At 67.7% G+C, this 24,580-nt stretch carries 26 protein-coding genes and 2 pseudogenes; 22 read left to right on the top strand and 6 right to left on the bottom strand.

The features are described 5' to 3' along the window. Positions 1 to 2,599, top strand: a 2,599-nt coding sequence (locus CKO43_RS19200; protein WP_200379613.1) for a cation-translocating P-type ATPase, incomplete at its 5' end; no start/stop codon positions are given. Here the strand turns inward: CKO43_RS19200 and CKO43_RS19195 are convergent. From CKO43_RS19195 to CKO43_RS19185, 3 genes are all read right to left on the bottom strand, one after another. Then, the gene (locus CKO43_RS19195; protein WP_200379612.1) at positions 2,596 to 3,102 is read right to left on the bottom strand and encodes an Hsp20/alpha crystallin family protein; all 507 of its coding nucleotides are present in this window, start codon (positions 3,100 to 3,102) and stop codon (positions 2,596 to 2,598) included. The genes CKO43_RS19200 and CKO43_RS19195 overlap by 4 nt on opposite strands. Positions 3,103 to 3,172: 70 nt before the next feature. Further along, complete coding sequence (locus tag CKO43_RS19190) at positions 3,173 to 3,550, bottom strand: Hsp20/alpha crystallin family protein (RefSeq protein ID WP_200232285.1); 378 nt, start codon at positions 3,548 to 3,550, stop codon at positions 3,173 to 3,175. Between the two features lie 21 nt (positions 3,551 to 3,571). Then, entirely contained in the window at positions 3,572 to 4,015 is a 444-nt protein-coding gene (locus CKO43_RS19185; RefSeq protein WP_200379611.1) for an Hsp20/alpha crystallin family protein, read from the bottom strand. A 643-nt stretch (positions 4,016 to 4,658) separates the two neighbouring features. On the opposite strand from CKO43_RS19185, the gene CKO43_RS19180 reads away from it, so the two are divergent. The 3 genes from CKO43_RS19180 to CKO43_RS19170 all read left to right on the top strand — a co-directional run bounded on the left by CKO43_RS19180 (position 4,659) and on the right by CKO43_RS19170 (position 6,289). After that, positions 4,659 to 5,210 carry a hypothetical protein gene (locus CKO43_RS19180; RefSeq protein WP_200379610.1) on the top strand — a complete coding sequence of 184 codons (552 nt, stop codon included), beginning with the start codon at positions 4,659 to 4,661 and terminating at the stop codon, positions 5,208 to 5,210. A gap of 78 nt (positions 5,211 to 5,288) precedes the next feature. After that, positions 5,289 to 5,828 carry a hypothetical protein gene (locus tag CKO43_RS19175; protein ID WP_200379609.1) on the top strand — a complete coding sequence of 180 codons (540 nt, stop codon included), beginning with the start codon at positions 5,289 to 5,291 and terminating at the stop codon, positions 5,826 to 5,828. 194 nt (positions 5,829 to 6,022) lie between these two features. Continuing rightward, a complete protein-coding gene (locus tag CKO43_RS19170; protein WP_200232470.1) occupies positions 6,023 to 6,289 on the top strand; it encodes a hypothetical protein in 267 nt (88 codons plus the stop codon). 493 nt (positions 6,290 to 6,782) lie between these two features. Here the strand turns inward: CKO43_RS19170 and CKO43_RS19165 are convergent. Beyond that, a pseudogene (locus CKO43_RS19165) lies at positions 6,783 to 7,475 on the bottom strand (IS110 family RNA-guided transposase). A 147-nt stretch (positions 7,476 to 7,622) separates the two neighbouring features. Here CKO43_RS19165 and CKO43_RS19160 point away from each other — a divergent pair. The 3 genes from CKO43_RS19160 (at position 7,623) to CKO43_RS19150 (ending at position 10,226) form a co-directional block, all read left to right on the top strand. After that, on the top strand, positions 7,623 to 8,474 hold the full coding sequence (locus tag CKO43_RS19160; RefSeq protein ID WP_200379608.1) for a hypothetical protein: 852 nt from the start codon (positions 7,623 to 7,625) through the stop codon (positions 8,472 to 8,474). Continuing rightward, positions 8,471 to 8,920 (top strand): hypothetical protein, encoded by a 450-nt coding sequence (locus CKO43_RS19155; protein WP_200232468.1) that lies wholly within the window; start codon positions 8,471 to 8,473, stop codon positions 8,918 to 8,920. The genes CKO43_RS19160 and CKO43_RS19155 overlap by 4 nt, the downstream gene beginning before the upstream one ends. 805 nt (positions 8,921 to 9,725) lie before the next feature. Beyond that, positions 9,726 to 10,226 carry an excalibur calcium-binding domain-containing protein gene (locus CKO43_RS19150; protein WP_200379607.1) on the top strand — a complete coding sequence of 167 codons (501 nt, stop codon included), beginning with the start codon at positions 9,726 to 9,728 and terminating at the stop codon, positions 10,224 to 10,226. A gap of 320 nt (positions 10,227 to 10,546) precedes the next feature. Here CKO43_RS19150 and CKO43_RS19145 read toward each other — a convergent pair whose 3' ends face one another. Further along, a complete protein-coding gene (locus tag CKO43_RS19145; protein WP_200379606.1) occupies positions 10,547 to 12,907 on the bottom strand; it encodes a phosphocholine-specific phospholipase C in 2,361 nt (786 codons plus the stop codon). A gap of 351 nt (positions 12,908 to 13,258) precedes the next feature. Here CKO43_RS19145 and CKO43_RS19140 point away from each other — a divergent pair, with 351 nt between their 5' ends. From CKO43_RS19140 to ccmI, 15 genes and pseudogenes are all read left to right on the top strand, one after another. Next, the gene (locus tag CKO43_RS19140) at positions 13,259 to 13,567 is read left to right on the top strand and encodes a type II toxin-antitoxin system HigB family toxin (protein WP_200379605.1); all 309 of its coding nucleotides are present in this window, start codon (positions 13,259 to 13,261) and stop codon (positions 13,565 to 13,567) included. A gap of 2 nt (positions 13,568 to 13,569) precedes the next feature. After that, positions 13,570 to 13,920: pseudogene (locus CKO43_RS19135) on the top strand (helix-turn-helix domain-containing protein); the annotation flags it as partial. 219 nt (positions 13,921 to 14,139) lie between these two features. Continuing rightward, a complete protein-coding gene (locus CKO43_RS19130) occupies positions 14,140 to 15,111 on the top strand; it encodes a DnaJ C-terminal domain-containing protein (protein ID WP_200379604.1) in 972 nt (323 codons plus the stop codon). Beyond that, positions 15,108 to 15,395: a chaperone modulator CbpM gene (locus tag CKO43_RS19125; RefSeq protein ID WP_200379603.1), complete on the top strand. Its 288-nt coding sequence runs from the start codon at positions 15,108 to 15,110 to the stop codon at positions 15,393 to 15,395. The genes CKO43_RS19130 and CKO43_RS19125 overlap by 4 nt, the downstream gene beginning before the upstream one ends. A 69-nt stretch (positions 15,396 to 15,464) precedes the next feature. After that, complete coding sequence (ccmA, locus tag CKO43_RS19120) at positions 15,465 to 16,157, top strand: cytochrome c biogenesis heme-transporting ATPase CcmA (protein WP_200379602.1); 693 nt, start codon at positions 15,465 to 15,467, stop codon at positions 16,155 to 16,157. A gap of 144 nt (positions 16,158 to 16,301) precedes the next feature. After that, the gene (locus CKO43_RS19115) at positions 16,302 to 16,658 is read left to right on the top strand and encodes a c-type cytochrome (protein ID WP_346728308.1); all 357 of its coding nucleotides are present in this window, start codon (positions 16,302 to 16,304) and stop codon (positions 16,656 to 16,658) included. Between the two features lie 12 nt (positions 16,659 to 16,670). Then, positions 16,671 to 17,267 (top strand): NapC/NirT family cytochrome c, encoded by a 597-nt coding sequence (locus tag CKO43_RS19110; RefSeq protein WP_200379601.1) that lies wholly within the window; start codon positions 16,671 to 16,673, stop codon positions 17,265 to 17,267. A 205-nt stretch (positions 17,268 to 17,472) separates the two neighbouring features. Then, entirely contained in the window at positions 17,473 to 18,141 is a 669-nt protein-coding gene (gene ccmB / locus CKO43_RS19105; protein ID WP_200232004.1) for a heme exporter protein CcmB, read from the top strand. A gap of 17 nt (positions 18,142 to 18,158) precedes the next feature. Continuing rightward, positions 18,159 to 18,908 (top strand): heme ABC transporter permease CcmC, encoded by a 750-nt coding sequence (gene ccmC / locus CKO43_RS19100; RefSeq protein WP_200232003.1) that lies wholly within the window; start codon positions 18,159 to 18,161, stop codon positions 18,906 to 18,908. A 2-nt stretch (positions 18,909 to 18,910) separates the two neighbouring features. Beyond that, positions 18,911 to 19,075 carry a heme exporter protein CcmD gene (gene ccmD / locus CKO43_RS19095; RefSeq protein WP_200232002.1) on the top strand — a complete coding sequence of 55 codons (165 nt, stop codon included), beginning with the start codon at positions 18,911 to 18,913 and terminating at the stop codon, positions 19,073 to 19,075. Further along, the gene (ccmE, locus tag CKO43_RS19090) at positions 19,072 to 19,533 is read left to right on the top strand and encodes a cytochrome c maturation protein CcmE (RefSeq protein WP_200232001.1); all 462 of its coding nucleotides are present in this window, start codon (positions 19,072 to 19,074) and stop codon (positions 19,531 to 19,533) included. Before ccmD ends, ccmE begins: the two co-directional genes overlap by 4 nt. Continuing rightward, positions 19,530 to 21,512 carry a heme lyase CcmF/NrfE family subunit gene (locus CKO43_RS19085; RefSeq protein ID WP_200379600.1) on the top strand — a complete coding sequence of 661 codons (1,983 nt, stop codon included), beginning with the start codon at positions 19,530 to 19,532 and terminating at the stop codon, positions 21,510 to 21,512. Before ccmE ends, CKO43_RS19085 begins: the two co-directional genes overlap by 4 nt. Then, positions 21,509 to 22,033 carry a DsbE family thiol:disulfide interchange protein gene (locus CKO43_RS19080; RefSeq protein WP_200379599.1) on the top strand — a complete coding sequence of 175 codons (525 nt, stop codon included), beginning with the start codon at positions 21,509 to 21,511 and terminating at the stop codon, positions 22,031 to 22,033. Before CKO43_RS19085 ends, CKO43_RS19080 begins: the two co-directional genes overlap by 4 nt. Beyond that, positions 22,026 to 22,496, top strand: a complete 471-nt coding sequence (locus tag CKO43_RS19075) for a cytochrome c-type biogenesis protein (protein WP_200231998.1) — start codon at positions 22,026 to 22,028, stop codon at positions 22,494 to 22,496. Before CKO43_RS19080 ends, CKO43_RS19075 begins: the two co-directional genes overlap by 8 nt. Further along, entirely contained in the window at positions 22,468 to 23,670 is a 1,203-nt protein-coding gene (ccmI, locus tag CKO43_RS19070; RefSeq protein ID WP_200379598.1) for a c-type cytochrome biogenesis protein CcmI, read from the top strand. The genes CKO43_RS19075 and ccmI overlap by 29 nt, the downstream gene beginning before the upstream one ends. 40 nt (positions 23,671 to 23,710) lie before the next feature. Here the strand turns inward: ccmI and CKO43_RS19065 are convergent. Continuing rightward, positions 23,711 to 24,580: alpha/beta fold hydrolase (locus CKO43_RS19065; protein ID WP_200379597.1), on the bottom strand; the 870-nt coding region annotated here is incomplete at its 5' end.

The following is a 24,580-nucleotide window of genomic DNA, read 5'->3' as shown; positions in this document are numbered from 1 at the left end:
GCGTGCGCCAGGCCTGGCGCGCCACGGCCCGAACGCGCTGCCCGAGCCGCCGCCGCGCCCGGCCTGGCGCACGCTGCTGCAGCAGCTGCAGAGCCCGCTGATCTACATCCTGTTCGTCGCCGCGCTGATCGCGGTGACGCTGGGCCACCACGCCGACGCGGCGGTGATCCTGGTCGTCGTCGCCGTCAACGCGCTCGTCGGCGCGGCGCAGGAAGGCCGCGCTGAACGGTCGATGGCGGCGCTGCGCCAGCTCTCGACGCTGCGCGTGCGCGTGCGCCGCGACGGTGCCGAGCAGCTGGTGCAGGCGCGCGAGCTGGTGCCCGGCGACCTGCTGCTGCTGGCCGCCGGCGACGCCGTCGGGGCCGACGCGCGCCTGGTCGAGGCGGTGCAGTGCCAGGCCGCCGAAGCGGCGCTGACCGGCGAATCGCTGCCGGTGGTCAAGAACACCGCCGCGCTGCCCGAAGCCACGGGCCTGGCCGACCGGCGCAACATGGTCTACGGCGGCACCTACGTCACCGGCGGCCGCGCCGCCGCTGTCGTCGTCGCCACCGGGCGCGACAGCGAGGTCGGCCGCATCGCCGGGCTGACCGAAGGTGCCGCCGAGCAGCGCACGCCGCTGGAGCGGCGCATCGACCGTTTCGGCCGCTGGCTGGTGGGCGCGGCGCTGCTGCTCTTCGTCGCCGTCGTGCTGCTGGGGCTGTGGCGCGGGCTGCCGCTGGCCGAGGTGCTGATGGTGGCGATCAGCCAGATGGTTTCGGTCGTGCCCGAGGGCCTGCCGGTGGCGATGACGATCGCGCTGGCCGTCGGCATGCAGCGCATGGCGGCACGCGGCGCGATCATCCGGCGCCTGTCGGCCGTCGAGACCCTGGGCTCGACGACGGTGATCTGCAGCGACAAGACCGGCACGCTGACGCGCAACGAGATGACGGTGACGGCGCTGTGGTGGCCCGAAGCCGGCGGCCGCCGCGCCGAGGTGAGCGGCGGCGGCTACGCACCTGAAGGCGAGATCCGCGCCGGCGGCGGCCTGCTGCGCGCCGACGCCGACCCGGCGCTGGCGGCACTCGCCCGGGCCGCGGCGCTGTGCAACGACGCCGAGCTGCGGCCGCCGGCCGGCGCCGCCGGCTGGAGCATCGCTGGCGACCCGACCGAAGGTGCGCTGTGCACGCTGGCCGCCAAGGCCGGCGTCGACGTCGCCGCCGCACGCGCCGCCGCGCCGCGGCTGGCCGAGCTGCCTTTCGACGCCGACCGCCAGCTGATGGCGACGCTGCACGCCGACGGCAGCGGCGGCGCCCGGCTGCTGATCAAGGGTGCACCCGAAGCGGTGCTGCGCCTGGTCGCCGGCCACGACCCCGCCGCCCGCACCGAGGCCGAGGCGATGGCGACCCGGGCGCTGCGGGTGCTGGCCTTCGCCAGCGTCGACGGCCTGGCGGCCGATGCGGCCCCCGACCCTGAGGCCTACCTGGGCCGCGTGCGCCTGCTCGGGCTGGCGGGCCAGATCGACCCGCCGCGCGAGGAGGTGCGCGCCGCCGTCGCCGCCTGCCATGCCGCCGGCGTGCGCGTCGTGATGGTCACCGGCGACCACAAGCTCACGGGCCTGGCGATCGCACGCGAGCTGGGCATCGCCGGCGCCCAGGACCAGGCGCTGGACGGCGCCGCGCTCGAGCGCCTGGGCGAAGCCGAGCTGCGCGCCGGCATCACCCGCATCGCCGTCTTCGCGCGGGTGCATCCGGCGCAGAAGCTGCGCATCGTCGAGGCGCTGCAGGCGCGCGGCGAGGTCGTCGCGATGACCGGCGACGGCGTCAACGACGCGCCGGCGCTGGCGCGGGCCGATGTCGGCGTCGCGATGGGCATCACCGGCACCGAGGTCGCCAAGAGCGCGGCCAAGATCGTCGTCACCGACGACGACTTCGCCACCATCGTCGGCGCCGTCGAGCAGGGCCGGGTGGTCTACGGCAACCTGAAGAAGGTGATCCTGTACCTGTTCGCGACCTCGATCGACGAGGTGGCGCTGCTGCTGCTGGCGCTGGCCGGCGGCCAGCCGCTGCCGCTGCTGGCGGTGCAGATCCTCTGGATCAACATCGTCACGGAAGGCACGCTGACGGTGAACCTGGTGATGGACCCGCCCGACGGCGACGAGATGCAGCGCCCGCCGGTGGCGCGCGACGACGCGCTGGTCGACCGCTCGATGTTCGGCCGCATCGCGCTGATGGCCAGCGTCGCGGTCGCGGTGACCTACGGCTGGTACAGCACGCGGCTGGCGGCCGGCGTCGCGATCGAGCAGGTGCGCACCGAGACCTTCACGTTGCTGGCGATGTGCCAGTGGTTCAACGTCGTCAACTGCCAGTCGCGCTGGCGCTCGGCCTTCCTCGGCGGCTGGCTGCGCAACCGTTGGCTCGCCGGCGGGCTGGCCGCCAGCGTGCTGCTGCAGCTGGCGGTGGTGCATGTGCCGGCGATGAACCGGCTGTTCCACACCGTGCCGATGACGGCCGCGCTGTGGGGCACGCTGGTGGCGCTGGCCAGCGCCGTGCTGTGGGCCGAGGAAGGGCGCAAGCTGCTGGCGCGGCTGCGGGGCGCCGGCCCCCGCCGCGCCGGCGCCTAACCGACTTGGACCGAGACCGTGCGCGGTTTGCCGGGCGCGAGCTTGGGCAGCTCGATGCGCAGCACGCCGTTGCGGTAGCTGGCGCGGGCTTCTTCGCCGCGCACCGGCACCGGCAGCGGCACGTTGCGCTGGAAGGCGCCGTAGGCGCACTGCATCACGCGCCAGCGGCCGTCGCTGGTCTCACGCTCGAAGCGTTTTTCGCCGCGCACGACGAGCACGTCGCCCTGGATCTGGACGTCGAAGGCTTCCTTCTCCAGGCCAGGCGCTTCCAGGCGCACGACGAGGCGGTTCTCGTCTTCGAAGACTTCGCCGCCCATCATCGCCCAGCCGTTGCTGGGCAACCAGAAGGCGTCGTCTATGTCTTCGCGGGCGGGCAGGGCGGTGTCTTCACCCGGGCGCAGGCGGGTCAGGGCGCCGGCGGCCGAGTGGCGCAGCCGGTCCCAGCCTTCGGTCACGCTGTCCCACAGCGTGCCGAAGCCTTGGCGGATCTCGTCGATCTTCATGGCATTGCTCCGATGGGGATGCGAAGGGCCGGCCAGCCGCCGGGTGGCAGCCGGCCGGAGCGGTGCTTCGTCAGGCGACCTGGACCGATATCTTGCGCGGCTGCGCGTGCTCGGCCTTGGGGATGCGCACACGCAGCACGCCGTGGGCGATCTCGGCGCTGACCTTCTCGGCGTCGAGTTCCTTGCTCAGCGTGAAGGCGCGGCGGTAGCGCGAGAGCTGCACCTCGGCGTGCTGGGCCTCGACGCCCTGGGGCATGGCCAGCGCCATGTCGGCTTCCAGCAGCAGCTGGTCGCCTTCGACGCGCAGGTTCAGGTTCTCGCGCGGCACGCCCGGCAGGTCGGCGTAGAGCGTGATGCCGGTCGTGTCCTCGACCACGTCCACAGGCGGCAGCAGGGCCGGTTCGCGGCGGGCGGAAGCGGTGTCACGGGTTTGGGTGACGGCGTTCATGGTGTCCTCCGTAAGCGGCAATCAGTTGACGGCGATGCGGCGCGGCTGGGTGGCGGCGCGGCGCTTGACGCTGACGTGCAGCACGCCGTCCTTGTAGTCGGCCGAGACGGCGTTCGGGTCGATGTCCTCGGGCAGGCTGACGACGCGGCGGAAGCGGCCGGCGAAGCGCTCTTCCAGGTGCACGGTGCGCTTGGTTTCGGCGCTGGCAGGCAGCGCCTCGGCCTTGCGTTCGCCGTCGATCGTGAGCACGCCGCGGTCGAGGTTGACCTCGATGGCGGCCGGGTCCAGCCCGGGTGCGAAGGCGTAGACCTCGAACGAGTTCTCGGTGCTGCCGACGTTGAGCGCCGGATAACCGCCGCGGCCGATGCCGCGGATGCTGGGCGAACCATCGAATACCGACGTCATGTCGCGTTGGAGCCGATCCAGCTCGGCGAAGACGTCGCGCGGGAACAGGGTGCGGTACATGGTTGACCTCCTAAGTCCGGTTGCGGCCGGCGGGGCTGACTCGGTGCCACCGCTGGCTGTACCGGTCAGTTAGGGGTCGGGGGTCGGGCTTTCAAGAGGGGTCTGTTTGGCGCGCTTTGGGGGTCGTCTTGTCGCTACTTGTTGGCGCTGGGGACCGTGTTTGGGTGGTGCGGCTGTGTGGATTTGATCTGGCGCAGTTGGTTGGGTGTGGCCGGTTGCACGCTGGCGCTCGCTGTATGCTGCGGCCGCCGGGTGGCCGGTTCCGGTCATGTCCCCCGGCCCGGCTGCGCCGGGCCTCCTCCTAATACTTCCCTACACCGGCCACCCGACGCCCGCGGCAGGGCGGGGTTTGTTTGCTTGGCGTGAACAAACTCCTCTCGACGGTGGGCGGTGGGCTTGGCGGGGCAGTGCGGCGGGCTCAGAATAATCTGGAATGGGCGCCGCTTTTCGCGTCATTTTTACGCCCGTGGAGCTGGATGCCCGGCGATCGAAATCTCAAGCGCGACAAGAGCTTGAACCTCCGTTCGAGGCGCCCGTTACGCGAGCGTTGGTTGTGTTATGCGGCGTTCATGTGCTGCATTGCATATAACGAGTTATGTGTCTAAATGCAGAAAATTCTGATACGCAGCAAGAGGAGGTTTAATTGAAAAGAGAAGAGTTTTTTCATCTCATTGGGCAATTTGCGGTTGAATTTGAGCAGGCCTGTTGCGAAATGGAGGAATGCGCAATGGATGTACTTGAAAAAGAAGGTTTAAGAAATCGCTCTATTAGAAAAATACTCTTGGCAAATCAAACAGCTGAACCACTAAGAATTCTACTGCAAGCACTCTTGGCAGAATTTTTTGACCAAGAGAGATTTCAGGTTGTGCTAAAAAAGACATTTCAGGAGATGCAGGATTTGACCGCAGCCAGAAATGAAATTATCCACACTAAATGGTGCCCTCCTATTGACGACCCTGACTGGGGAGGCGGCAAAAATCATGTTGTTGGACAAAAGCTCAAAAGTAATAAGTCAGGTGAGTCCTCTGTTTATCCGAAATACACTAGGGCCGACTTTGAGGAGAAAATTGAGGCCTGCCTTCGTCTTCAGAAAATATTATCAAGTCTGAGGTTTTTGATCGAGTTTCCAGATAGATTAGATTATTACCTTATGGTATCAAATGGTACGTTAGTGCTATACCCTGATGCCCAATGAAATACGCATAACCCATAATTCCACCGGACGCTGCGCGATAAATTGCGCATCGCCGGTGAATTTAGACGTTAGGTTTTCATGTCCGTTGACTACTTTGGAACCTTCTTCACAGACGATGGGTTTGATTTCTCCGGACTTCTCAATGCAGATTTCTTTCAGCCGGTTCGAATCCTCTTCCAACATCAGCACTATGTGTCTGCCACAAAGCTGCTAGTTGTAGCTATAGATTCTGTAAGCCACATCGAGTACGGTGACATTCCAGGCGGTTTTGTGAAGTGGCTAAACGAATACGCAGACCTAAGGCCTCTTGGCATTTCTGCAGAAGAGCTCTGGGAACAGAGAAATTCTCTATTACACATGAGCAGCCTCAGCTCTCGAAAAGTGCAATCTGGAGCGATCCGGAAGCTAGTTGCTTACGTTGGGGAGATCCCAAAAGAGGTGCGGCTTGATCAAACAGCGATAGGTTATTACAACCTCCGTGAACTGATTCTCGAGTTCGGTCAAGCGTGTGGTCGATGGTGCAAAACGTACGACGAAGATCGTTCAAAGATTCGCTCCTTTGTCGAGCGCTACGATCTCATCGCATCCGATGCGCGGATGCTCAACATCAAGATCTAGCATCCATGCAGCCACGGTGTTCCGCCAACATGCCAAGATGAGCAACGCAACTGCATTTGCATCTGTCATAACTGGTCGTTAAATGCGGACGCCACTACAGGCTATGCCTTTGGAATTTTCATGGCCTGTAGCGGTACCATCGGCGCTTCGCGCTCCGGCGCCAGTTAACTAGGTTGTTAGGTTACGCACGAATCATGACCGCTAATCATCTCAACTATCTTTCGGCCGGTCTCGCATTTTTTGCGGCCATTCTTTGGTTCGTCTCTGCCACCGTTCAAGTTAAGGCAAAAGACAAGGTTAGTGCTGACGGCTGGATTGAGGCTTCCTTAGAGTCGTACGGGAACGACGTCATTGAGAGCGCAAAGCTCCAGCAAAAATGGAGTCGGCGTGGCGCTTATGCGGCAGCGGCGGCAGCGGCTATTCAAGGTTTCGCGATCTTGGTTTCATCCGGTGCAAACTAACAATTCGTCCAAGCCGACTCCGCTTCGCGGCGCAGCTTAATTCGTTACAATGGCATCCTCACCTGTCAAGCAAAACGAGTTCTTGATGAATCGATCATCGATTCATCAAAGCACTTCGACGGTGTACTGCCATTGCATCGCCTGATGGCAAGAGAACCAATGTGCGGACTGCAAAACTACAACCGGCCTTTGATGCAGCGCTCGATGCTGCGGGCCCTGATGAAAGACGCGCGCGGGGGCCAATTGCGGACGCAGGGCGGCCAGTGGCCGGCCTGCGCCACACGAGGGGCCGGGCCACTGGCCCGGCGCGGCCTGCAAGGCCCATTCGTTAGCCGCGGTCGCAGTGTCCGGCACCGCCTTGAGTTAAACGAGTACTCACCGCGCAGGTCCAACCTTGATCCATCAACGCAGGCGTCACGCGGTGGCAAAAACGCATTCAAGGTCGCCGTTCTCCTATGAGGTTGGCGGTTGGCTTGGGCGGCGCGGCTGTTGTTCAGGCCATGGGCTTGAACTCTTCGCCCTTGGCGAGCATCGCCCAGGCCATGCGCGCGTTCTTGGCGGCGATGGCGACCACAGCCTTCCAGTAGCCGTGGCGCTCGGCCAGCGCGGTGGCCCAGCGGCTCAGCCGGTCGTGTTTGTTGGCCGCGGCGGCCAGCACGGCGCGGGCTCCCATGATGAACAGCGTGCGCAGGTAGGCGTCGCCGGCCTTGGTGATGCGTCCGAGCCGGTTCTTGCCGCCGGAGCTGTACTGGCTTGGCGCCAGGTCCATCCAGGCGGCGAGCTGGCGGCCGTTGGCGAAGTCGTGTCCGTAACCGATGCTCGCCAGCAGCGCGCTGGCGGTGGTCGAGCCGATGCCGGGCATGACCATGAGAGCGCGGGCGCGGTTCTCGGCCTGGGCCATCAGCCGGATCTGCTCGTCGTACGCGGCCACGCGCTCGTCCAGGCGCTGCAGAACTTGGGCGCCGTCAGCCGCACCGTGTGGCCGAAGTCCTGGAAGCGCCGAGCCCAGTGGTGCGCGCCCGAGCAGGCTTCCATGCCGATGGTGCACGGCGGCAGGGGCCACCGCTTCGAGCAACTGGTCGCGACGCACTGCCGGGCGCACCAGCGCAGGTTTGCCTCGCTCGTCGACACCGTGCAGGGCAAACACGTTCTTGGCCAGATCGATCCCGAGAAACAGAATCGTCATGGACATCTCCTTGCGTCAGCCGGGTGGAGGATGAGATGTCGCAACCCCATCGTCGTACCAGGCGACCGTCCTTCCCTGAGGGATAACCTCGGGCGGGTGGGACGCTATGGGGATGTCCCTTTCATTCGTTAGGCATCAGAATCACACATGGCGCGACGCGCCATAACCCGATTCCATCTCTACCGGTACCAGTTGCTGCCGGTCGACAGGCACTTTCAGGGCGATCTCTATGGCGCCGCTACGGTTGAAGATCTAATTTCCAAGAAGAATCATATCTTCGCTGAAGCGCTATCGTCATCGCTCGCCTTCACTGGCGGGCGCACGCAGACCGCTACGCAGCGCCTGGTGCAGGCCGACGATCTGCTTCTTTATCGGATCGCTGCCAACCGTTCGCTGCAGCACGAAACGCGAGACTTCAAGACTGAAGTCATTGATAACTGGCCAAAAATTCTCTTAGTCATCTGGAATGCGCCGGACAAGCAACTGATCGCGGTCCAACACCGAGCGAACGCTTTTCAGGACACCCAGGCGGTTTTGAAGCTTGTCTTTGACTCTGTCGAGCCAGTTCTCGCCAAGAATCAGCTTACTGCACTCTACGAGCCGCTTTTCGAGAAGAAGGTCTTTTGGGATCTCGTGGAACGGCACAAAGGAAAGATCCAAGAAGTAGACTTTGAGCTTGTAACACCCAACATGGCGAACATCTCCGGAGTTCTACCGGAGAACCTCAAGCAGTTTGCCAAGAGAACGAATGCCGTGAAGAGCCATGTTGCAATCGCGTCCGACCCAGGTTCTTCCTTGAAGCTGGATCAGTCCGATCCACTAGTCAACGCCCTCGTCGACTACAGCAGTCAAGGTGGCGGAGACATAGCAATTCGACTGGCCGGGATTAAGAAGCTTCTACACACCTCGCGCACCGTGCGCGAAGTGACAGTCGACGAGGCGGTTCTCAAAGGCACACCTGAGAATGTTGCGTCCTTGCTGCAGGAACTGCTGAAGTGATAGCGCAGGTTCTCCGAACAACCCTGATTGCCCTGGGAGCGGGATTTCTCTGTCAGCTGGCTCAAGTGTGGCTCGAAAGCTCCTACTTCACGGAATTTCTCAAAGCCAACCTCATCAACATCCTCATTGCGCTTCTAGCTGTCAACTCAGCAACGATGGGGATAGTGCTCACCAAGATCCGAGAGCTCATCGAGAAGCACGGTCACGAAGGAGAGTTTAGGGAAACCCGAGCTCAGTTTCTACTGTCCGTGAAGGAACAGGTGGTGCTAATTGGTGCAGCGATCCTGCTGCTCACTGTTCAGCAGTCAAGATTCACGAAGGAAATCCCCAATGCAAGCATGTTCTTTGGCTCTGCAATTGCCGCGCTATTCATTTATTCGATGATGATCCTGTACGACACCGCAAAAGGGGTACTGATCATCATCGACTACAACGCTGATGCCTAACCCCTCCATCGAGCGGACGCGGACCTTGTTTCGGCCTAACCGAAGGAGTTGCGGATGGTGTGCCGGGGCCGCAGATGATCAAGCGGTATGGTGTCATTCCTGATTGTAAAGCGCCATAAATTGAGCTGGCTCAAGTTATCAAAATGACTTATCGCGACGGGAAAATTGTTCTTGAAGGCATCATCGATTTCGGCGACCCTAAGCGACCATCCAAGAAGTCAACGCAAGCATTTGAAGCCACTGACTAAGGTGAACCGAATCCAGTGACGTAGTACTGCCAGAAGCTCGGGAAATATCCGCTGTCTAACTGTTCGGTCTGGCCTCGCTTCCGCCATGCTAGCGATTTGTAAGTGGGCCTCGTTGAAGGTTGCGTGATCTCCGGGAAGGCTGAACAGTGTTGCGAACAACGCCGACATGCCGGAGCGCCCTTGCCTGCGGGATAACCTAGGGCGGGGATCTGGATACCGGTGCTTTTCGCCAATGCTCCTAAACTCATTCGATTCGGTCCCAGATTTCATGGCTATACGCTTTGCTCTGTGCCTTGCCGCTGCCCTTGGTGCCACCGCGGCGCAGGCGCAGAAACTCCCTACTCCGTCCCGCGACGTGTTTCGATGCGAGAGCAATGGCAAGGTCATCTATTCGGACTCGCCGTGCATCGGTGCCAAGAAGGTTGACGTCGAGCCGACCAGGGGCTTGGATGCATCGTCCGGCTGGGTGCAGACCGTGGGCGTGCTGGCTGGCGGGTAGCCCGGATCAACATACCGAGGGCCTTGTCCCCCGTGGTTCATCAGGACGGATATCGATCATGAGCATGGGTCTGCAATTCGGCATCACGAGCGCCGGGCGCGTCGACCGGGTGACGGGATGCAAGGTCGAGCGGAGCCGGCAGCGGCCTTTCTTTTCGGCCCTGTCGGGGCAGTGCCTCGCCGTTGCTGCGGTGACGCTCGTCACGGCCGCCACCAGGGCCGACGCGGCGACGATGAACAAGTGCCTCATCAACGGCACCGTCACCTACCAACAAGCGCCGTGCCCTTCGACGCAGCCGCGCAAGGACCCGACGCTCGAAGAACTGAACGCCGCCGAGAAGGCCCGCCGTGCGGCGGCGGCTTCTGCGGCGGCGCCCACCCGCAGGGAGACGGCGCCCGTGCCGGCCGCCACGCCGCCCCGGTTCAGTTGCGACGGTCGCACGCGCTGCACGCAGATGCACTCGTGCGCAGAGGCCAAGTTCTTCCTCGACCGCTGTCCCAACACTGAGATGGACGGTGACGGCGACGGCATCCCGTGCGAGCAGCAGTGGTGCCACTGATGCTCTGAACGAGGCGCGCCGCAACCTGCAAGCGCCCCTCCCCCGCACCGGAGCCGGCCGCCGGGGCGTGTCCCGCAGTGAAGTATTAGGAGGAGGGCGGGCGCAGCCCGCCCGGGGGACATGAACGGAGGGACACGCCCCGGTGGCCGGCTCTCGCGCCGATGCCGGCATGCCGCGGCGCAAAACCAGCGGCGCGCGAACCACACCAGAAACGAAAAGGGCCGTCACAGCCATCACGGCCGCAGCAGCCCAAGTACCTCACATCAAGGCGCCGAAGAAGCGAGGCCCGAAAAGCCCCGCCCCGGCGCCGCGGCGAACAGTCAGAAGCTGTCCACCAGCCCCATCCCCGGATCGCTCACCGAATGCCGCCCCGTCTCCATGCGCCCCGCCAGGCGGCGCAGGAAGCTCGGGTCGTTGTCGCTGGTGACGATGAAGTCGTACCACCAGCCGGTGGCGTCCAGGTTCCAGTACAGCGCCTGCTCGCCGCGGCCGCTGAACTTCAGCTCCCAGGCCGTGCCGCTGCCGCCCGCGGCGCCGCCGCTGCCGGTGGCGGTCAGGCTGCCGTAGACCTTGTTCGAGCGCACGCGCAGCGTCACCGGGCCGGTGCCGTCGTTGCGCGCTTCCAGGCGCAGGCCGCCGTTGCGCGGTTCGTAGCTCAGCAGCACCTCGGGCGACGGCGCCAGCCGCGGGCGCAGCGCCGTCAGGTCGCCCTTGATGCGGCGGTGGAAGCCGTTCGGGCCCAGCACCCAGAAGTCGTAGCGGCCGGCGCTGTCGGTCTGCACCGCCCAGACGTCGTCCAGCGCCTTGCGCGGCTGCACCATGTAGCGGCGCGGCTGCGGGTACTGCTTGTCGCGGAACTCCAGCAGCGCGGCCGGGTCGGTCGGGATCGGCTGGCGGCTGGGCATCGCGTCCAGCTTCAGCTTGTCGTAGACGTGGAACACCGCGGCGCTGCGGCCGCTGTTGCGGAACACCAGGCGCAGCTGGCCCAGGCGCTCCTGCACGTGCGCCGTCACGGTCAGCTCGTAAGGCAGCGCACGCGACGGGCGGTAGCCGGTGGCCTGCACCGGCACGCCGCGGCCGGCCGGCGGCGTGATCTGCGGCAGCGCCTGCTGCGCGGCGCGCAGCGCGTCGGCTTCGGCCTTGGTCTTGCGGCCAGCCAGCGTCGGCAGCGGCTCGTTGTTCGGGTTGGCGAAGTTGAAGGCGCTGGTCAGGTCGCCCAGCACCGCACGCCGGAACGGCGCGATGTTCGGCTCCTTCACGCCGAACCGCGCTTCCAGGAAGCGGATCACCGAGGTGTGGTCGAAGGCCTGCGAGTTGATCCAGCCGCCGCGGCTCCAGGGCGAGACCACGTACATCGGCACGCGCACGCCGGGGCCGTAGATGCGGCCGTCCTGCGCGCCGTAGTCGTAGTTGCTGCCGCCCTTCTGCGGCTGGCCGGTGGTGCCGGGGGGCGAGGGGTAGTTGTTGTATTCGTAGGCCAGCTCGGCGGCCGTCAGCGTCGTCTTGCCGGCCAGCGTGCCGTCGGGCAGCGGCGCCGGCGCGGCCGGCGACGGCACGTGGTCGAAGTAGCCGTCGTTCTCGTCGAAGTTGATGAACAGGACGGTCTTGCTCCAGACCTCCGGGTTGGCGGTCAAGGCGTCCAGCACCTGCTGGATGTACCAGGCGCCCTGCACCGGGCTGGACGGCCCCGGGTGCTCGGAATAGGTGGCCGGCGCCACCACCCACGACACCTGCGGCAGCTTGCCGTTCTTGCAGTCGTCGCGGAAGGTCTTGAAGTAGCCGTCGACGTCGCCGGCGGTGCCCGGCATCGTGTTGGCCACGCCCTTGTACAGCGGGTTGTGGGCGTCGTCGCTGGCCGGGTCGTAGGCGGCGTAGGGGCCGCCGTCGGTGCCGACGGGCTTGCCCGAGGCCTGGTTGGCGGCGCGGTACTGCTTGAAGCCGACGAGCGAGTTGTCGCCGTAGTTGTCGGGCATGTTTTCGTAGACGATCCAGCTGACGCCGGCGGCCTGCAGGCGCTCGGGGTAGGTGCCCCATTCGTAGCCGACGCTGCCGTCGTCGCTCGGGCTGAAGCCGTCCCACTCGTTGTTCAGCGAAGCCACGCCGGTGCCGCTGGGGCCGTTGGTGCCGGTCCACAGGAACATGCGGTTCGAGTTGGTGCCGGTGTGCATCGCGCAGTGGTAGCCGTCGCAGAGCGTGAAGGCGTTGGCCAGCGCGTACTGGAACGGCATCTCCGCTTCTTCGTAGAACGACATCGACGCGGTCTTCTTCACCGCCGGCCAGTAGCCGTAGCGCCCGTCCAGCCAGGCCAGCTGCCCGTCCACCCAGCTGTGCGGCGTGCCCGAGACGCGCTGCGCGTTGCCCTTGGTCCAGTCCAGGTGGTAGGGCAGCACCGGGTTGCCGCTGGCGTCCAGCTGCTCCCAGACGCTGCGGCCGCCGGGCTGCGGCACCGTGAAGCGGTCGCCGAAGCCGCGCGTTCCCTTGAGCACGCCGAAGTAGTGGTCGAACGAGCGGTTCTCCTGCATCAGGATGACCACGTGTTTGACGTCCCGGATCGTGCCGGTCTCGTTGTGGGCGGGGATGGCCAGCGCCTTCTGGATGCTGGGCGGAAACGCGCTCAGGGTGGCCGCGGCGATGCCCGATTGGGCGGCCCCCTGGATGAACTTGCGACGGGAGGTGGTCACGGTGGTGTGCTCCTGTGGGTGGATGAAGCGTTGCGGGCACGAGGCCGCGGCAACGCGTTTTTCTTCGGCACCGGCTCGGGCGGCCGGTGCGTGCGCATGGTTGGCGGCGCGGGTGACAGCGGCGTGTCGGCACGCCCGGCCGGCGCGCCCTCGGACACCCGGTCCAAGTGCCTGATTTGCAAGGGGTTGTTGCCGGACGGAGCAGGCGTCTGCACCCCCGGACCGAGGGGCGTGCCGTCTTCCGGCAGCTCTGGCGCAGGCGAGGGCGTCCACCAGCGACTCGGCCGGTGGTCAGGGTCCCAATTTGGGACTAAACTGCTCGCCAGGGCGGTTAGCACGAGATGAAGCGGCATGAACGTCGTGGCGAGATCGAGGCTGGAGGCCTTCTGGCTCAATCCGCTCTACCGGAACTCCGAACAGGCGCTGAAAGCCTGGTACGCCGAAGCCGCGCGTGCCAGCTGGACCTGTCCGCAGGACATCAAGAATCAGTACCGCAGCGCCAGCTTCGTCGGCAACAACCGCGTGGTTTTCAACATCAAGGGCAACGACTACCGATTGATCGTCGCGCTGGCCTATGACTTCGGTGCCCTGTACATCAAGTTCGTCGGCACCCACCAGCAGTACGACGCCATCGACGCTGCGACCGTCGAGATGGAGTGAACATGGAAATCAAGCCCATCCGCACCGAAGCTGACTACCGGGCCGCCCTTAAGGCCGCGTCGGCGCTCTTCGACAGTCCTCCCCAGCCCGGCACGCCCGAGGGCGACCGCTTCGAGGTCCTGCTGATGCTCCTGAACGCCTACGAGAGCAGGCATCACGCCATCGACGCGCCCGACCCCATCGAAGCGATCAAGTTCCGGATGGAGCAACTGGGCTTGACGGTCCAGGATCTGGTGCCGCTGATCGGGGCGACCAACCGCGTCTACGAGGTGCTGAGCCGCAGGAGGCCGCTGACGCTGTCGATGATGAGGCGGATCCGGACCGGGCTGCAGATCTCGGGTGACGTGCTGCTGGGGCAGCGCAGCGCCGAAGCTGCGCATTCCGCGGCGGGCACCGAACAGGGGCGATATGTCCGACCGAGGCCTGCAGCGAAGACCCGCGGCAAGCCCGGCGCGACCGCGAGAAAGCGCCTGCAGCCGCTCGTGTGACTGACGCCGGCGAACAGGATTGCCCTTATGGACCTTGAAGCCACGCGTCCCGCCTCCACCTAGCGACATCGGAGGCCTTACACGGTGGAGTTCAAGGACTATTACCAGGTGCTGGGCGTGCCGCGCGACGCGACGCAGGAGGACGTGAAGAAGGCCTTCCGCAAGCTCGCGCGCAAGTTCCACCCCGACGTCAGCAAGGAGCCCGACGCGGCCACGCGCATGAGCGAGGTCAACGAGGCTCACGCGGTGCTGTCCGACCCGGAACGCCGCGCCGCCTACGACCAGATCGGCCGCGGCCACCAGGCCGGCGAACGTTTCACGCCGCCACCCGACTGGGACGCGGGCTTCGAGTTCCGCGGCGGCGGCCGGCCCGGCGCCGGCGCGGCCGACTACGGCGACTTCAGCGAATTCTTCGAGAACATCTTCGGCCGCGCCAGTGCGCCGCGCCGCAACCGGCCGGGTGCCGGCCGCGGCGAGGACCACCACGCCAAGATCGTGCTCGACCTGGAGGACGCGCTGCGCGGCGGCGTGCACCGGGTCTCGCTGCGCCAGCCGCAGCTCGGTGCCGACGGCCGCGTGGTGCTGGGCGAACGCACGCTCGACGTCACGCTGCCGCCCGGCGTGCGCCCGGGGCGCATGGTGCGGCTGGCCGGGCAGGGCGGCGCGGGGCATCCGCCGGGCGACCTGTTGCTCGAGGTGCAGTTGCGTGAACACGCGCACTGGCGTGTCGACGGCGCCGACCTGATCGGCGAACTGCCGGTCGCACCCTGGGAAGCGGCGCTGGGTTCGGTGGTGCCGCTGACGCTGCCCGACGGCTCGACGCTCAAGGTGCGCGTGCCGGCCGGCGCGCAGTCGGGGCGGCGGCTGACGCTGCGTGGCCGCGGCCTGCCGGGCTCGCCGCCGGGCGACCTGGACCTGGTGCTGCGTGTCGTGCTGCCGAGCGCGCTGGAGCCGCGTGCCAAGGAGATCTACGAACGCATGGCGCGTGAACTGCCCGACTTCGACGCCCGCAAGGTGGCGGCAGCCGAGGCCGAACGCGGGGAGGGCGCGGCATGAGGCCCGACGTGCAACAACGGCTGGACGAGGCCTTGCTGCTGACGCTCGACGAGCTGTGCCGCGTCGGCACCGTGGCGCCGGGCTGGGTGCTGGAACGGGTCGAGGCCGGCTACCTGCAGCCGGCGGCAGGCAGCGGCGGCAACTGGCGCTTCGACGCCTTCGCGCTGCACCGCGTGCGCCGGCTGGCGCTGCTGGAGCGCGACTTCGACGCCGTGCCCGAACTGGCGGCGCTGGTCGCCGACCTCGAGGACGAGATCGCCCGGCTGCACCGGCGGCTGCGCTGAAGGCGGGCCCGCGGCGCGTGCCAGAATCGCGCGCCGCCGGGTCGCCCGGCTTCCCGAACCCTTACCGCCGTGGCCGCATCTGCTTCCACCACCGCCTCGCTGGCCACCGGCCTCGAAGGCCGCGCACTCGCCTGCCGCCGCGGCCGCCGGCTGTTGTTCGAAGGTGTCGACATCCGGCTCGCGCCGGGCACGATCACCTGGCTGCGCGGCACCAACGGCAGCGGCAAGACCAGCCTGATGCGCATCCTCGCCGGGCTGTCGACGCCCGAGGCGGGCGAACTGCTGTGGAACGGCCGCCCGCTGCGTGCCGCCGGCACCGAAGCGCGTGAAGCCATCGTCTACATCGGCCACGCCAACGCGCTGAAGGACGACCTGACGCTGCGCGAGTCGCTCGCTTTCCTCGGGCGGCTCTCGGGTGTTGCCGACGCCGACACACGCGCCGGCGCGGCGCTGGCCGCGGCCGGTCTAGCCGACCGCGCTGGCGCCGCGGTGCGCACGCTGTCGCAAGGTCAGCGTCGCCGCGGTGCACTCGCGCGCCTGGCGCTGGACGAGACGCCGCGCACCTGGATCCTGGACGAGCCCTACGACGCGCTCGACGCCCAGAGCACGGCGCGCCTGTCCGAGCTGCTGCTGGCGCACGCGGCGCGCGGTGGTGCGGTTCTGTTGACCAGCCACCAGGTCGTCGAGCTCGCCGGTGCGTTGCAATACGACCTGGAGACGCGCCGCGCCCAGCCCTCGCGCCGGGCGGCGGCATCCGTCTGATAATTGTCAAGAAAGCCGCGAAGAGCGCGGCACGACGGGTCGGCCGCGGTTAAGGTCTGGACTGAGTCCAGATCGCGCGCTCCGCAGCGGCCCGGCGTCCAAGCACCGGCCCCGGATCGAGCCATCACCGCATCGAGGAGACCCGTGACCCGCCCCGTCCGACCCGTTCGCGTCCGCTCCGTCGCCGCCGTGCTGCTGCTGGCCGCCGGGCTGGGTGCCGCCGGCGCCGCGGCGGCGCTGGACGAAGCCGCGGCCGAGGCCATGGTCAGGCGCAACAACTGCCTGAAGTGCCACGCGGTGGACAAGGCCAAGGACGGGCCCTCGTTCCAGCAGACGGCGAAGAAGTTCCGCGGCAAGCCCGGCGCCGTCGACCGTGTCGTCCTGCACCTGACGAGCGGCGAGAAAGCCAAGTTCCCTGACGGCCACGAAGAGGAACACAAGGTCGTGCGCGGCGAACGCGCCGACCTGGAGAACCTCGCGCAGTGGATCCTGACGCGCTGAGAAAGGTCCTGCTTGGCGCGTGCTTCCGGTCGTTTCCGTTCCCGCTGGCCCTGGGCCGTGCTGCTGCTCGGCCTGGTGCTGGGCGCGCTCGCCTTCGCTGGCGGCAGCTTCGCGCTGCAGCGCGTCGAGACCAACGCCTTCTGCACCTCGTGCCACACGATGCAGACGCCGCTGGCCGAGATGAAGCTGTCGATGCACCACGGCAACCGCAGCGGCGTGGCCGCGCAGTGCGCCGACTGCCACGTGCCGCCCGACACCGCCGGGCGGCTGCTGCGCCACCTGCAGGGTGCACGCGAGCTCTGGCACGAGCAGCAGGGCACGATCTCGACGCCGGAGAAGTTCGAGGCCCGGCGGCTGCTGATGGCCACGCGCGAGTGGGGCCGCATGCAGGCCGGCGGCTCGGCCGAGTGCCGCCGCTGCCACGCTTTCGAGGCGATGGCGCCCGACGTGCAGAAGAAGAGCGCCTACGCCAAGCACCAGCGCGCGCAGGCCGAGGGCAAGAGCTGCATCGCCTGCCACAAAGGCATCGCGCACGACCTGCCGCGAGACTGGCAGGACCCCGAGGACGCGGCCGCCGCGCGTGTGCCGCCGGCCACGCCGGCAGGGTGACCCCGCGTTTTCCCGGTGACCTCACGCCTAATTACAATCCCCTGTTCCCCTCGTAACAGCCTCATGTTCCGTCACATCCTTAGACCCCGAGCATGAGTTCGATGCTGCTGGCCACCACGCAGCGCGACTTGCTGCCTGCCGGGAGCAGGCGTGTCGAGCCGTCGCGCATCAGTCTCATGTTGCGTCACATCCTCCGCCACCGAGCATGAGTTCGATGCTGCTGGCCACCACGCAGCGCGACCTGCTGCTTGCCGGGCGCAGGCGTGTCGAGGCGCTGCTGCCGCTGGGCTTTTTCATCGTCGCCGCGGCGCTGTTCCCCATCGGTGTCGGCCCCGAGCCGGCGACGCTGCGCCAGATCGGCCCCGGCGTCGTCTGGGTCTGCGCGCTGCTCGCGGCCATGCTCTCGGTGACGCAGATGTTCGCCTCCGACCACCAGGACGGCTCGCTCGAGCAGATGCTGCTGGCGCCGCAGCCGCTGGTGCTGCTGGTCACGGGCAAGGTGTTCGCGCACTGGCTGACGACGGGGCTGCCGCTGGTCATCGCGGCGCCGCTGATCGGCCTGCTGTTCGACATGAACGGCCGCGCCATCGCCGCGCTCACCGCGACGCTGCTGGTCGGCACCCCGGTGCTGAGCCTGCTGGGCGCCGTCGGTGCGGCGCTGACGCTGGGCCTGCGCAGCGGCGCCGCGCTCGTCTTCCTGCTCGTGCTGCCGCTGACGGTGCCGACGCTGATCTTCGGCACCGGCGCCGTCGGTGCCGTCGACAGCGGCCTGTCGCCGGCCGCCCATTTTTCGCTGCTCGGCGCGGTGCTGATCCTCACCGCGCTCGGCGCGCCGCTGGCCACGGCCGCGGCGCTGCGCATCTCGCTCGACTGACCCCTCAAGTCCGGACCATGACCCAACGCCTGCGCTGGTCGACGTTCTCCGCGCCCTCGCGCTTTTATTCGCTCGCCGGCCGCCTCGTGCCCTGGTGCTGGGCGGTGACGGTGCTGTTCGCCATCGCCGGCCTGACCATGGGCTTCGGCATCGCGCCCAGCGACTTCCAGCAAGGTGACGCCTACCGCATCATCTTCATCCATGTGCCGGCGGCCTGGATGTCGATGGTGATCTACCTCGTGATGGCCTTCTTCGCCGCCGTCGGCTGGGCGATGAACGCGCGCATGGCGTCGATGTACGCGCGCGCGCTGGCGCCGACCGGGGCGATGTTCACCTTCCTCGCGCTGTGGACCGGCGCCTTGTGGGGCAAGCCGACCTGGGGCACCTGGTGGGTCTGGGACGCGCGCCTCACCTCCGAGTTCATCCTGCTGCTGCTCTACTTCGGCTACATCGCGCTCACCGAAGCCATCGACGACGCGCGCCGCGCGGCCAATGCCGGCGCGCTGCTGGCCATCGTCGGTGCGGTCAACGTGCCCATCATCTACTTCTCGGTGAAGTGGTGGAACACGCTGCACCAGGGCGCGACGGTCAGCATGACGGCGGCGCCGAAGATGGCCTCGACCATGCTGACGGCCATGCTGCTGATGACGCTGGCCTGCTGGGCCTACAGTTTCGCGGTCGTGTTCACGCGCGCCCGCGCCATCGTGCTGGAGCAGGAGTCGGACACCGATTGGGTCCGTGGCCTGGTCGGCGCTCGGAAGGGTTGACGATGTACTGGAACTCCTGGGACGAATTCCTCGCCATGGGCGGCTACGGCCTCTATGTCTGGGGCTCCTACGGCGTGATGCTGGTGGCGATGCTGGCCGAGTCGCATCTGGCCGAGCGCCGCCGCGCGCGTGCCTTCGCCGCCGCCCGCGACGGAGGCGAACAATGAAGCCGCGCCACAAACGCGCCGCCATCGCGCTCGGCGTGCTCGCCGCCGTCGGCACCGCCGCGGCGCTGGTGCTCAACGCCTTCAACAGCAACCTCGTCTTCTTCTACACGCCGACGCAGGTGGCGACCAAGGAAGCGCCCGAAGGCCGCACCTTCCGCATCGGCGGCATGGTGCGCGAAGGCAGCGTGGTGCGCGAAGGCGTGATGGTGCGTTTCGTCGTCACCGACACCGCCCAGGACGTGCCGGTGCGTTTCGAAGGCGTGCTGCCCGACCTGTTCAAGGAAGGCAAGGGCGTCGTCGCCCAGGGCCAGCTCGGCCCCGACGGCACCTTCACCGCGCGCGAGGTGCTGGCCAAACACGACGAGAACTACATGCCGCCCGAGGCCGCCGACGCGATGCAGCGCGCGCAGAAGATGAAACACAGCGCCGACACGCTGGCCACCGGAGACTCCAAGTGATCCCCGAACTCGGCCATCTGCTGCTGTTCTTCGCGCTCGCCGTCGCCATCGCCCAGGGCGTGATGCCCATCGTCGGCGCCCATCGTGGCCGCGGCGACTGGATGGCGCTGGCGCGGCCGCTGGCCGCCTGGCAGGCGCTGCTGGTGCTGGCGGCCTACGGGCTGCTGACGGTCTCGTTCCTGCGCCACGACTTCTCGGTCGCCTACGTCGCCGAGAACTCGAACTCGGCGCTGCCGGTGGTCTACCAGATCGCCGCGGTCTGGGGCGGCCACGAAGGCTCGCTCTTGCTGTGGGTGCTGATGCTCGCCGGCTGGACGGTGGCGGTGGCGCTGTTCAGCCGTTCGCTGCCGCAGGCCTTCGTCGCCCGCATCCTGGGCGTGATGGGGCTGGTGGCGGCCGGCTTCCTGCTGTTCATGCTGATCACCAGCAACCCCTTCGACCGCCTGATCCCGGGCGTGCCCGACGGCCGCGACCTGAACCCGCTGCTGCAGGACCCGGGCATGATCTTCCACCCGCCGATGCTCTACATGGGCTACGTCGGCTTCTCGGTGGCCTTCGCGTTCGCGATCGCGGCGCTGCTGGGCGGCAACCTCGACGCCGGCTGGGCGCGCTGGACGCGGCCCTGGACCACCTGGGCCTGGATCTTCCTGACCTTCGGCATCGCGCTGGGCTCCTGGTGGGCCTACAACGAGCTCGGCTGGGGCGGCTGGTGGTTCTGGGACCCGGTCGAAAACGCCTCGTTCATGCCCTGGCTCGTCGGCACGGCGCTGATCCACTCGCTGGCGGTGACGGAAAAACGCGGCGGCTTCAAGGTCTGGACGGTGTGGCTGGCGATCGCGGCGTTTTCGCTGTCGCTGCTCGGCACCTTCCTCGTGCGCTCGGGCGTGCTGTCCTCGGTGCACGCGTTTGCCACCGACCCGCGCCGCGGCCTGTTCATCCTCGCCTTCCTCGTCATCGTCATCGGCAGCTCGCTGGCGCTGTTCGCCTGGCGCGCGCCCAAGGTCGGCCTGGGCCAGCGTTTCGGGCTGCTCTCGCGCGAGTCGCTGCTGCTGGTCAACAACATGGTGCTGACGGTGGCCACCGGCGCGGTGCTGCTGGGCACGCTGTACCCGCTGTTCCTGGACGCACTGGGCATGGGCAAGATCTCGGTGGGCCCGCCGTACTTCGACACCGTCTTCGGCCTGCTGATGGCGCCGCTGGTGCTGGTGCTGGGTTTCGGCCCGCTGACGCGCTGGAAACACGACGAGATAGGCCCGCTGCTGCGCCGCCTGCTGCTGCCGGCGGTGGCGACCATCGCCGCCGCGCTGGCCACCGGCTGGGCCGCGGGCCGCATCGCGCCGGCCACCACCGGCGGCCTGGCGATGGCCTACTGGATCGTGTTCGCGACGCTGGTCGACCTGCGCCAGCGCCTGTGGCCGGCCGGCGCCCAGCGCGGCCAGCTGCTGCACCGCGTGCGCCTGATCCCGCGCGCGATGTTCGGCATGATGTTCGCGCACCTGGGCGTGGCGGTGTTCGCCTTCGGCGTCTCGATGGTCAACACCTACGAGACCGAACGCGACGTCAAGATGGGCCCGGGCGACACCACGACGATGGGCGGCTACACCTTCACGATGAAGGAAGTGCGTGAGGTCCAGGGGCCGAACTACGTCGCCGCGCAGGGTGTCATCGAGGTCAGCCGCGACGGCCGCACGCTGTCGACGCTGAGCCCCGAAAAACGCATCTACCGCGTGCAGACCATGCCGATGACCGAGGCTGCCGTCGACGGCAACCTCTGGCGCGACCTCTACGTCTCGATGGGCGAGCAGCTCGCCACCGGCGAGTGGGTCGTGCGCGTGCACTACAAACCCTTCGTCTCCTGGATCTGGGGCGGCTGCCTGCTGATGGTCTTCGGCGGCGCACTGGCCGCGGCCGACCGCCGCTACCGCGTGCGCCAGGCCGCCGCGGCCGCCACCCGCAGCCCCGCGGAAAGCCTCGCATGAACCGTTTCCTCTGGCCGCTGGTGGCCTTCCTGGTGCTCGTCGGCTTTCTCGCCGTCGGCCTGAACCTGAACCCGCGCGAAGTGCCCTCGCCGCTGATCGACAAACCCGCGCCCGAGTTCCGCACCACGCTGCTGCAGGAGCCCGAGCGCAGCGTCGGCAAGCAGGACCTCGTCGGCCAGGTCTGGATCCTCAACGTCTGGGCCTCGTGGTGCACCGCCTGCCGCGAGGAGCACCCGGTGCTGGTCGACTGGACCAAACGTGCCTCGGTGCCGCTGTACGGCCTGAACTACAAGGACGAAGCCGGCGCTGCCAAGCAGTGGCTGCAGCGCCTGGGCGACCCGTACAAGGCCTCCTTCGTCGACCGCGACGGCCGCATCGGCATCGACTTCGGCGTCTACGGCGTGCCCGAGACCTTCGTCGTCGACAAGACCGGGGTCATCCGCTACAAGCACATCGGCCCGGTGACGCCCGAGGTGCTGCGCGACACGATCGAGCCGCTGGTGAGGAAGCTCAATGGCTGATCTGCTGCGCTGGACCCGCCGCCTCGCCGCCGCGCTCGCCTGCGCCGCCGGCCTGGCCGCTTTCGCCGCCGAAGCGCCGCCGGTGGCCGACGACCCGGTCGTCGAGGCGCGCATGATCAAGCTGGCCGAAGAGCTGCGCTGCCTGGTCTGCCAGAACGAGACCATCGCCGCCTCGCACGCCGACCTCGCGGTCGACCTGCGCCAGCAGATGCGCGAGATGCTGCAGCGTGGCATGGACGAGGACCAGATCCGCGCCTACATGACCGCGCGCTATGGCGACTTCGTGCTCTACAAGCCGCCGTTCAAGCCGACCACCGCGCTGCTGTGGGTCGGCCCGCCGGTGCTGCTGGCGATCGCGCTGCTGGCGCTCTTCATCACCCTGCGCCGGCGCCAGCGTGCCTCGCCCGACGCCTTCGACCCCGACACCCCCGACGATGATGACGAACCCCGCCTCCCTCGATGAGCTCAAGCGCCAGCTCGAAGAGCTGGAAACGCTGAGCCGGCAGGGAGTGCTGACCGGCGACGCCGCGCGCGCCGCCCGCGAAGACCTCGAACGCCGCATCGTCGCCGCCGTCACCACGCAGGCCACCGCGCCGGCGCCGGTGGCCGAAGCCGCTCCGCGGCTGCCGACCCGGCTCAAGGCCATCGTCGCCGCCTTCGTGCTCGTCGCCGGCGTCGCCGGTTACGCGCTGCACGGCGACTGGCAGGGCTGGAAGGTCGGCCCGCCCGACCCGGCGCTGCGCGAGCAGGCTGCGGCCGGCGCTGGCGCCGAGGCCGATGGCCCGGACGCCAAGCAGATCGAGGCCATGGTCGCGGCGCTCGAGGAGCGCCTGAAGGGCACGCCCGACGACGTGCAGGCCTGGCAGATGCTCGGCCGCACCTACGCCGCACTCGGCCGTGCCGACGACGCGCTGAAGGCCTTCCGCAAGGTGAGCGCGCTCAAGCCCGGCGACGCCCAGGCGCTGGCCGACCTGGCCGACGCGCTGGGCATGGCCAACAACCGCTCGCTGGAAGGCGAGCCCGAGCGCCTGATCGCGCAGGCGCTGAAGGCCGATCCGAAGAACGTCAAGGCGCTGGCGCTGGGCGGCACGATCGCGTTCAACCGCGAGCAGTACCCGCAGGCGGCGGCCTTGTGGGAACGTGCCATACAGGCGGCCGGCCCGCAGGGCGAGTTCGCCAAGCAGTTGCAGGGTGCCGTCGACGAAGCCCGGCGCCGTGGCGGCATGGCTCCGGTGGCCGCGGCTTCGGCTGCCGCACCGGCGGCCGCCGGCAAGACTGCTGCGGCGGCGGGCGCCACCAGCGTCTCGGGCCGTGTCGAACTGGCGCCGGCGCTGCAAGAGCGCATCGCGCCGGGCGACACCGTGTTTGTCTTCGCGCGTCCGGCCGAAGGCCCGCGCATGCCGCTGGCGACGCTGCGCAAAACCGCGGCCGACCTGCCGTTCAGCTTCACGCTCGACGACAGCCAGGCGATGAGCCCGGACGCCAAGCTGAGTTCGCAGCAGCGTGTCGTGATCGGCGTGCGCATCAGCAAGAGCGGTGACGCCTTGCCGCGGCCTGGCGACCTGCAGGGCTTCAGCCAGCCGGTGGCCGTCGGTGCACGCGACGTGCGCGTGCTGATCGACGACACCGTGCGTTGAATGGCCGCGCGTCCGGCAGCCCGGACGCGGGGCGATTCGATCAGACCGTTTCCAGCACCGGCCGCAGCGCCGCCGTGGCCGGCTGCGCGAGGAAGCCGTCGAGTTCGTTGAAGAACGGCCGCGGCACCTCGAAGTAGGGCAGGGCGCCGGTCGGGTAGACGCTGAAGCGCCAGTTCGGACGGCCGGCGACGATGGACATCGCGCGGTAGTCGGTGAAGTCGCCCAGCACGCCGTGGCTGGCCCAGACCGGCTGCTGCAGCGCCTGGTAGATGCGGTGCATGTCGGCGCCGAACAGGTTGCCGGCCAGGAAGTGCAGCGGCGCATGGCGCGCGCCGGGCTGGCGTGCGCTGGCGACGCAGTAGGCCCAGAGCGTTTCGTCGATGCGCTTGCTGCCCCAGGTGCGCTCGAGGAAGTAGCGCACGACGCCGGGGCGCGTCAGCAACCGGTACAGGCCGTTGGCCCACAGCGGCGCCGCCAGGATGCGGTGCAGCCAGGGTTTGCCGAGCGTGCTGCCTTCGGGGCCACGCAGCGTGCGCCGGCCGGCGAAGCCGGTGGGGCTGACGAGCGCGATGCGGCCGAAGGCCTCGGGCATCTCGCTCGCGGCGCGGGCGACGAACTCGCAGCCCAGCGAAACGCCGAGCACGTCGACCGGGCCGGGGCCGCAGCGTTCGCGGATCGGGCCCAGCATCGCGAGCACGGCGTCGGTCATCAGGCGCGGCGTGTACTCGCGGTCGCTGCGATCGCTGCTGCCGAAACCGGGCAGGTCGAGCGCGAACACGGTGCGGCTTTCGCTGCAATGCTCGAAGATGGGCCGAACGTCCGCCGCGGATGCAGCGGCGTTGACCGTGTGCACCAGCAGCAGCGGCTTGCCGCGGCCGGCGACGTAATAACCGATGTCCCCGAGGCGGTG

Origin of the sequence: Rubrivivax gelatinosus (assembly GCF_016583785.1) — a bacterium.
Classification (GTDB): domain Bacteria; phylum Pseudomonadota; class Gammaproteobacteria; order Burkholderiales; family Burkholderiaceae_C; genus Rubrivivax; species Rubrivivax gelatinosus_B.
The sequence above is the reverse complement of the archived record's forward strand: the minus strand, read 5'-3'. Positions and strand labels throughout refer to the sequence as shown.

Excerpts from the sequence above, each read along its gene's own strand:
- CKO43_RS19195 (WP_200379612.1), bottom strand. The coding sequence starts at position 3,102 with ATGAAGATCGACGAGATCCGCCAAGGCTTCGGCACGCTGTGGGACAGC.
- CKO43_RS19190 (WP_200232285.1), bottom strand. The coding sequence starts at position 3,550 with ATGAACGCCGTCACCCAAACCCGTGACACCGCTTCCGCCCGCCGCGAA.
- CKO43_RS19185 (WP_200379611.1), bottom strand. The coding sequence starts at position 4,015 with ATGTACCGCACCCTGTTCCCGCGCGACGTCTTCGCCGAGCTGGATCGG.
- CKO43_RS19175 (WP_200379609.1), top strand. The coding sequence starts at position 5,289 with ATGTCCGTTGACTACTTTGGAACCTTCTTCACAGACGATGGGTTTGAT.
- CKO43_RS19170 (WP_200232470.1), top strand. The coding sequence starts at position 6,023 with ATGACCGCTAATCATCTCAACTATCTTTCGGCCGGTCTCGCATTTTTT.
- CKO43_RS19160 (WP_200379608.1), top strand. The coding sequence starts at position 7,623 with ATGGCGCGACGCGCCATAACCCGATTCCATCTCTACCGGTACCAGTTG.
- CKO43_RS19150 (WP_200379607.1), top strand. The coding sequence starts at position 9,726 with ATGAGCATGGGTCTGCAATTCGGCATCACGAGCGCCGGGCGCGTCGAC.
- CKO43_RS19140 (WP_200379605.1), top strand. The coding sequence starts at position 13,259 with ATGAACGTCGTGGCGAGATCGAGGCTGGAGGCCTTCTGGCTCAATCCG.
- CKO43_RS19125 (WP_200379603.1), top strand. The coding sequence starts at position 15,108 with ATGAGGCCCGACGTGCAACAACGGCTGGACGAGGCCTTGCTGCTGACG.
- ccmB (WP_200232004.1), top strand. The coding sequence starts at position 17,473 with ATGAGTTCGATGCTGCTGGCCACCACGCAGCGCGACCTGCTGCTTGCC.
- ccmC (WP_200232003.1), top strand. The coding sequence starts at position 18,159 with ATGACCCAACGCCTGCGCTGGTCGACGTTCTCCGCGCCCTCGCGCTTT.
- ccmD (WP_200232002.1), top strand. The coding sequence starts at position 18,911 with ATGTACTGGAACTCCTGGGACGAATTCCTCGCCATGGGCGGCTACGGC.
- ccmE (WP_200232001.1), top strand. The coding sequence starts at position 19,072 with ATGAAGCCGCGCCACAAACGCGCCGCCATCGCGCTCGGCGTGCTCGCC.
- CKO43_RS19080 (WP_200379599.1), top strand. The coding sequence starts at position 21,509 with ATGAACCGTTTCCTCTGGCCGCTGGTGGCCTTCCTGGTGCTCGTCGGC.
- CKO43_RS19075 (WP_200231998.1), top strand. The coding sequence starts at position 22,026 with ATGGCTGATCTGCTGCGCTGGACCCGCCGCCTCGCCGCCGCGCTCGCC.
- ccmI (WP_200379598.1), top strand. The coding sequence starts at position 22,468 with ATGATGACGAACCCCGCCTCCCTCGATGAGCTCAAGCGCCAGCTCGAA.